4 protein-coding genes, 1 tRNA gene and 1 pseudogene are annotated in these 5969 nt (G+C 57.3%); 5 read left to right on the top strand and 1 reads right to left on the bottom strand.

What is annotated here, in order from left to right; translation table 11 throughout:
• Positions 1 to 138: 138 nt before the first annotated feature.
• The 3 genes and pseudogenes from C446_RS14690 to C446_RS14680 all read left to right on the top strand — a co-directional run bounded on the left by C446_RS14690 (position 139) and on the right by C446_RS14680 (position 3086).
• Entirely contained in the window at positions 139 to 978 is an 840-nt protein-coding gene (locus C446_RS14690; RefSeq protein ID WP_006673914.1) for a cytochrome c oxidase subunit II, read from the top strand.
• Positions 971 to 2861, top strand: a pseudogene (locus C446_RS14685) (b(o/a)3-type cytochrome-c oxidase subunit 1). The gene C446_RS14690 and the pseudogene C446_RS14685 overlap by 8 nt, the downstream one beginning before the upstream one ends.
• The gene (locus C446_RS14680; RefSeq protein WP_006673912.1) at positions 2862 to 3086 is read left to right on the top strand and encodes a hypothetical protein; all 225 of its coding nucleotides are present in this window, start codon (positions 2862 to 2864) and stop codon (positions 3084 to 3086) included.
• Positions 3087 to 3227: 141 nt separating this feature from the next.
• Here the strand turns inward: C446_RS14680 and C446_RS14675 are convergent, their stop codons facing one another.
• Positions 3228 to 3542, bottom strand: coding sequence for a DUF7091 family protein (locus C446_RS14675; RefSeq protein ID WP_006673911.1), 315 nt, complete (start codon positions 3540 to 3542; stop codon positions 3228 to 3230).
• Positions 3543 to 3672: 130 nt separating this feature from the next.
• On the opposite strand from C446_RS14675, the gene C446_RS14670 reads away from it, so the two are divergent.
• Positions 3673 to 3785, top strand: a tRNA-Ile gene (locus C446_RS14670).
• A gap of 544 nt (positions 3786 to 4329) precedes the next feature.
• Positions 4330 to 5625 carry a hypothetical protein gene (locus C446_RS14665; RefSeq protein ID WP_006673910.1) on the top strand — a complete coding sequence of 432 codons (1296 nt, stop codon included), beginning with the start codon at positions 4330 to 4332 and terminating at the stop codon, positions 5623 to 5625.
• Positions 5626 to 5969: the final 344 nt, after the last annotated feature.

Genomic DNA, 5969 nt, shown 5'->3' with positions numbered 1-5969 from the left:
CGATCCGGTCGGAACGTTGGCACTTATCGCACTGTACTTCCTGATACTCGTCGTTCTGTGGTTCTTCATGTACTTCGTGGAGTTCCTCGGTAACGATCCGACCGTCGTCGGCGCGATGCTGACGGGGGTGGGAATCGTATGAACATCCACACCTACGAGAAACTGTGGCTGGTCGCGGCCATGGTCCTGATCGTCGCTTTCATCGGGACGATCACCTACGGATCGGTCGGCCTCGGTATCGCGATGGTCGGCGACGACAGCGATTCGATCGATCCGAACGACGTCCTCGACGACGAGGAGTTCGGTGACCCCGGCGTCCAGCAAGTCGGTGAAGACGAGTACGAGGTCTACGTGCGTGCACAGACGTTCGCGTTCATCCCGGGCACTACCGAGCCCATCGAAATTCCTGAAGACAGTGAGGTGACCTTCCACGTCACCAGCCCCGACGTCATCCACAGCTTCAGCGTCGTCGGCACGAACGTCAACACGATGGTCATCCCCGGCGAAGTCGCGTCGATGACCGTCGAGTTCGACGAGCCAGGCGAGTACGGCCTCGTCTGTAACGAGTACTGTGGCTCCCAACACCACGAGATGGAAGGTCTCCTGGTCGTGACGCCCGAAGACGAGTTCGACCTGACCGAACTGTCGGTCACTGGCGACGACGAGGTCGCACTCGGCGACGAAGTCGAGCTTACCGCCACAGTCAGCAACGGTCTGCTCGAGGACCTCGAGACGACCGTCAGCGCCGAGATCGGCGGCGAGGAACTCGAGGAGGACGTGACGGTCCCCGGCGAGGGCGAGACCGAGGTCACGTTCACCGTCGACGCTGACGACCTCGGCGAGGGTGACCACGACTGGACGATTACCGTCGACGGCTACGAGGACAGCGGCCAGGTGACGGTCGTCGAGAACCTCGAGGATGAGGAATCGGCTGACGGCGAGGACGATAACGACGATACGGAGGAAAACGATGAGTAATACGGCAAACGCATACTTCGAAGACTTCCCGAACGAAGCAAAGATCATCCATGCGGCGTTCTGGAGTTCGTTCGCTGCCCTCATCGTCGGAGGGCTACTCGGGCTCGTTCAGACGCTACACCGAACAGATGTCTTCAGATTCATCGACTCGGCGGATTACTACACTGTCCTGACGGCTCACGGCGTCCTGCTTGCGATCTCGTTCACGATCTTCTTCCTCGTGGGCGTGTTCACGTGGGCGATCACGACCNGTCCTGACGGCTCACGGCGTCCTGCTTGCGATCTCGTTCACGATCTTCTTCCTCGTGGGCGTGTTCACGTGGGCGATCACGACCAGCCTCGACCGCGAGATGGTCGACATCCGGTTTACGTGGGCCTGGTACGGTCTGATGGTACTCGGTACGCTGATGGCGGTGATCCCCATCTTCGCCGGCTTCTTCGATTCCATCGACATGAGCGCGAGCGTACTCTTCACGTTCTACGCGCCATTGCAGGGTCACCCGCTGTTCTACCTCGGCCTCGTCCTGTTCGTCGTCGGTACCTGGCTGGCCGGTGTCGACTGGTTCCGGACCTGGTGGGCCTGGAAACAGGACAACCCCGACGAGCGGATCCCGCTGCCGACGTTCATGGTGTTGACGACGACGCTGATGTGGTACATCGCGACGCTTGGCGTCGCCGTCGCTATCCTCGCGTTCATCCTCCCGTGGACGCTCGGCCTCGTCGACAGCATTAACCCGCTGTTGACCCGAACGCTGTTCTGGTTCTTCGGCCACCCGGTGGTGTACTTCTGGCTGCTGCCGGCGTACATGATGTGGTACATCATGCTGCCGAAGTTCTCGGGCGGAAAGCTGTTCAGCGACCCGCTCGCACGCGTCGTGTTCGTCCTCTTCCTGATCCTCTCGGTGCCGACCGGGATCCATCACCAGTACCTCGATCCCGGTATCTCCGAAGGCTTCAAGTTCATCGCGATGACGAACACGATGTTTCTGTTGCTGCCGAGCCTGCTGACTGCCTTCACCGTCGTCGCCAGTATGGAACACGGCGCTCGCCAGCGCGGCGGTGAGGGCTACTTCGGCTGGCTCAAGGCGCTGCCGTGGCGTGACCCGGTGTTCACCGGCATGGCGCTTGCAGGCCTGATGTTCGCCGCTGCCGGCTTCTCCGGGATGATCAACGCCGGGATGAACATCAACTACCTCGTGCACAACACCTTCTGGGTCGTCGGTCACTTCCATCTCACCGTCGGTACCGCAGTCGCGCTGACGTTCATGGCCGTCGCCTACTGGTTCATCCCACAGATGACCGGCAAGCGACTGTGGAACCGCTCGGTCGCGCTGGTCCAGGTCCTGCTGTGGTTCATCGGCATGACGTTCATGTCCAACGCGATGCATCGTGGCGGCCTCATCAGCGTCCCGCGCCGAACCGCCGAGCCCCAGTACGAGAACTTCTCCTTCGACGCCGGCGTTGGTTCCGTCGCGGAACTCGACGCCCAGATCGCCCTCGGCGGCGCGTTGCTTACGATTTCGCTCGTGTTGTTCATCGTAAACGTAGGCCTGACTTCCTTCGGCAACCGGACCGGGGACGTTCCGGCAAACACCTACGCCGATACGCTTTCGGGTGCCGAGGACGCGCCGAAAATCCTCGACAACCTGAAGCTGTGGACGATCATCGCCATCATCCTCGTCGTGTTCGCCTACACGTTCCCCATCCTGAGCGTGATCGAGACCGGCGGCCTCTTCGGCTACGAACACAGCGGCTTCCCCGTTAGCATCTCGCCGCTCGTCTCGAGTGGAACCGCCGCCGTTGTGGCCGCCACCGAGTGGCTCGCGACGGTCGGCTACGGCGTTGTCTCCGGTCTCGGCCTCGAGTTCGGGGTGATCCACTAGATGCGCATCTCCAAGGGGGCGTTGCTCGTCGTCCTCGCGTTTACGGTCCCCGTCGTCGTCGAGTTGCGGACCGTCCTTAGCTGGATCGACGTCCAACTGACCGTCCTCGAGACGGTCCTCGTCGGTGCGGCGATGGTACTGGCCATCCTCGTCTGGGCGTTGTGGCCCGTCGACGAGGACGGCGACGGCGACGGGAACGACGGCGTCGAACTCGAGTCGAGCTGACACTGACGGACCGACGGCTCGATTTCCGACGACTCGCTTTTCGTTTTCCGTTCGGATTCAGACAGCTCTGTCGCCTCTCGAGAGGTGGCGTCGAATCTGTTCGAGTGCGGTGAAACTAAAACCGAATACACCCGACGACCTCTACTCCCAGGTTTCTATCCGTCCAGCACGAACGTCCTCTGTACACCCCTCACAATCGGGATGTCCCTCCTCGTAACAGGCCGGTCGATACTGCTCGTCCAACATCGCTGCCCGCTGTTCGGCGTACCGCCGACAGACGATCTTCACGCGTCCCTCTTCGTCGGCGGGGAGCCCGCGGGCGTTCTTGGCGATCTCGTAGGCCTCGCGTGCCTCCTCGAGTTGTCCGTCCGTCGTGTCGCGTAGCTGTTCGTACTGCTCGCCTGCTTCCTGCAGTTTCGAACGCAGGAACCGCTCGAGCCGACGACGATCCGGCATTCGTCTACCTGTTCGGCCGCCCGCCACATAGGCCCGTCGCCGGTTCACTTACTAACGGCCTCTCCTGGCTGCGAAAATCGCGAGACAGAGAGTAAGGGTTAACTTCCGGCCCCGTTTTCCCTCGAGTGGAGGGCCCTTAGCTCAGTCTGGTTAGAGCGCTCGGCTCATAACGTGATCGTCCGACGTGGTGTGGCGATCGTGTGAGACACCGAGTGGTCGATGGTTCGAATCCGTCAGGGCCCATCCAGAAACTGTACGGTTCTGAGCCAATGCGTCTGTGGGGTACAGCGCTTGTACCCCTTCTTTTCTGATTTTGGGTGGTGATTGGCCCTCGAGTCGTGTTCGGAGTTCATCCAGCTGCTAGACGCGGGNGAGCCAATGCGTCTGTGGGGTACAGCGCTTGTACCCCTTCTTTTCTGATTTTGGGTGGTGATTGGCCCTCGAGTCGTGTTCGGAGTTCATCCAGCTGCTAGACGCGGGTCGCTGTCGTCGTGCCTTCTCTGATAGTCGACACCTGGGAGTCATTTAATCAATAAGCAATTGATGCACTCTTGCGCGATCATGTTATACAATTTAGGAGATCTGCTGAACTGACCCTGTATAACGAACAGACACGGTATCAAAACGACATAGCGCTCATAGAATTTTTCCCAAAGAACTTCTTCCAAGAAGTTTCTGAAGTCACGAAAGTTTAGATAAATCTGGCTAACGAGAACAGCAAGTGCTAAGAACTGAGCAGGGAGAATGGTCCAGAGTGTTCTTGTGAGCCTGGCTGCAATATGGTGTTATGACCTTTGGAAACTGGTTGGGGGATGCCAGCTACGATACGTATTACCGGGACCGGTTTGCAGAAGCTAATAATCAACTGAGTAACTACCCGGCCCTCAAATCCGTATTCGGCAATGTCGCCTTCCCGCAGGACGAGAATCTTCGGAAGAACCCAATATTGTTAGAGCTTGCGAAGATTGACCGGGATGGCAATGGTTCGTCACGTATTGATGTAATCAATGATGCATTGGCTAATGTTTTGAATAACCTATCAACAGATGATGCGAATGATCTGAAACAGGAGCTCCGCTCGGATGATCGCCGCGAGGTATCGTCCCGTGTCTTGGAACTCCAAACGTATCATTTCTTTTCCACACAGGGACTGGCAGTGACGCCGGAACCATCGCTCTCACCTGGCGGGCAGACCGATCTGTTGATTGATGATACTCATCCGGTGTACGTGGAGGTGAAACGATTAGGGACTGCGGATATTGAACTCTCCTTGGAGGCGTTGTTTGAGGCAGTTGCTGAAGAACTGATAGAGGAGATCCCGGACGATACGATGTTGCACATCACTGTTGATACAGGACGGCTGGTGTGGGATGCGTCGCAGGAAGAAGCATTGCAACAGCAAGCGTCCAAGAACAAGATTGTGGACCAGTTTGACGCTGCGAATCTTGCATTGTTTCTTGACCACTACAAGGCGGTCAGTCTCCGCGATATTCAGGACCTGGATCAGGATTGGACGATCCAATATCTTATTGATAACAGGCTGCTCCATGTGATCAACCAGTATACCGATCTCGGAGTACAAATCAAACAGCATCAGAATGACCCGGCCTTCTCTCCGGTCCGAAACGCATCTATCACGGACTTCCACGGCCCGATTATCAGCGCATTCACCGGGCCGTGCCAAGGCAAATTAGTCGAAGTCCACGCAGAGAATTTCTATCCGTCGACGCCGGCTGCAGAACAGCAACGGATTTTCCTCAACCGGGTAGAGACCAATGTCGAGGATAAGATCCAGAAAGATCAACGAGAACCTGGCGAACCGAATCTGTTAGTCGTCAGCGCCACGCACTGGCTTGCTCGAGGATATTCGCACGCAGGGACGCGGCCACTGGCACAACCGGTCAATCGCGAAATTCTGAAGCGGGTTGAAGCGGTGCTTGACCGGGAACAGCCGCGCAACTTGGCCGGGGTCATACTGACTGAAGACGAACCGGCGAAGCATGTACTGATAGACAACCCATACACCGACACCACAATCCAGCAGAAATTCGACGCGACAACGACAAGTACACTGGTAACATAATCCGCTTGAGCTGGTCACGGGTATACGCGTGTCTCTGTGTTTCTTGCTGAACTAGACGTTTCAATAGGAGCGAGGAAAGCGTTCATAGATGGTATTGAGATGTCACGGTATAGAGCTGACGACGTCATATCTCTGGGATCTCACGTTAAAATCGGTTGAAGTCGATTTCGTGGCAAATGGTGAGCGCCAGAATGCAACCACCTTCTTTTTCACACCATGGAGAGATACCGTGGCTACAGCTCAGCTTGAATGCCTTCCTGAACGAGTATGGTTTCTTGTTCTTACTCGACCTCATGATCTACCATCTGTTCTAGTTTAGTGGCGGAGTGAAGCAGCATCTCAGC

The sequence above is a fragment of the Halobiforma nitratireducens JCM 10879 genome (assembly GCF_000337895.1).
In the GTDB taxonomy this organism is placed as follows: Archaea; Halobacteriota; Halobacteria; order Halobacteriales; family Natrialbaceae; genus Natronobacterium; species Natronobacterium nitratireducens.
Note: the sequence above shows the minus strand (reverse complement) of the source record. Positions and strands in the feature narration are given on the sequence as shown.